Origin of the sequence: Catenibacterium sp. UBA627 (assembly GCF_002299355.1) — a bacterium.
GTDB classification, from domain to species: domain Bacteria; phylum Bacillota_I; class Bacilli_A; order Erysipelotrichales; family Coprobacillaceae; genus Catenibacterium; species Catenibacterium mitsuoka.
Map to the genome: position 1 here is coordinate 907 of NZ_DBPF01000100.1, position 379 is coordinate 1,285.

Genomic DNA, 379 nt, shown 5'->3' on the forward strand with positions numbered 1-379 from the left:
TTGATTACTACATTTGTATCATATATGCCGTCAATTGTCCTATTATCAGGACTAGGTGCTATTATTAAATTTACATACAAATAAAATAGCCTCCTGAAAAAGCCTCTGTATTTGACTATTCAAACACAAAGGCTCTTTTCTTTACAAAGTAAGTATTTCTATATGCTATAATAGGGGTAATCGGTGGTAGTCCTATGAATGTATACTTAATAATAGAAGAATACAATGATAGCTATACTCTTACAGAAAAGCTAATGGCTGACTATATCTTGCAAGATTCTGCAACAGCTAATATATGTTTCTCAAAGAAAACAGGTTTTAAGGGTTTAGTGATCTAAAGATGCAAGAAGTAGATTAAATGTGAATACAGTCTTAAAAA

1 protein-coding gene is annotated in these 379 nt (G+C 30.6%); it reads left to right on the forward strand.

The window, feature by feature from the left end; genetic code table 11:
• The first annotated feature begins 194 nt into the window (after positions 1-194).
• The gene (locus B2S90_RS06350; RefSeq protein WP_279147995.1) at positions 195-338 is read left to right on the forward strand and encodes a hypothetical protein; all 144 of its coding nucleotides are present in this window, start codon (positions 195-197) and stop codon (positions 336-338) included.
• Positions 339-379: the final 41 nt, after the last annotated feature.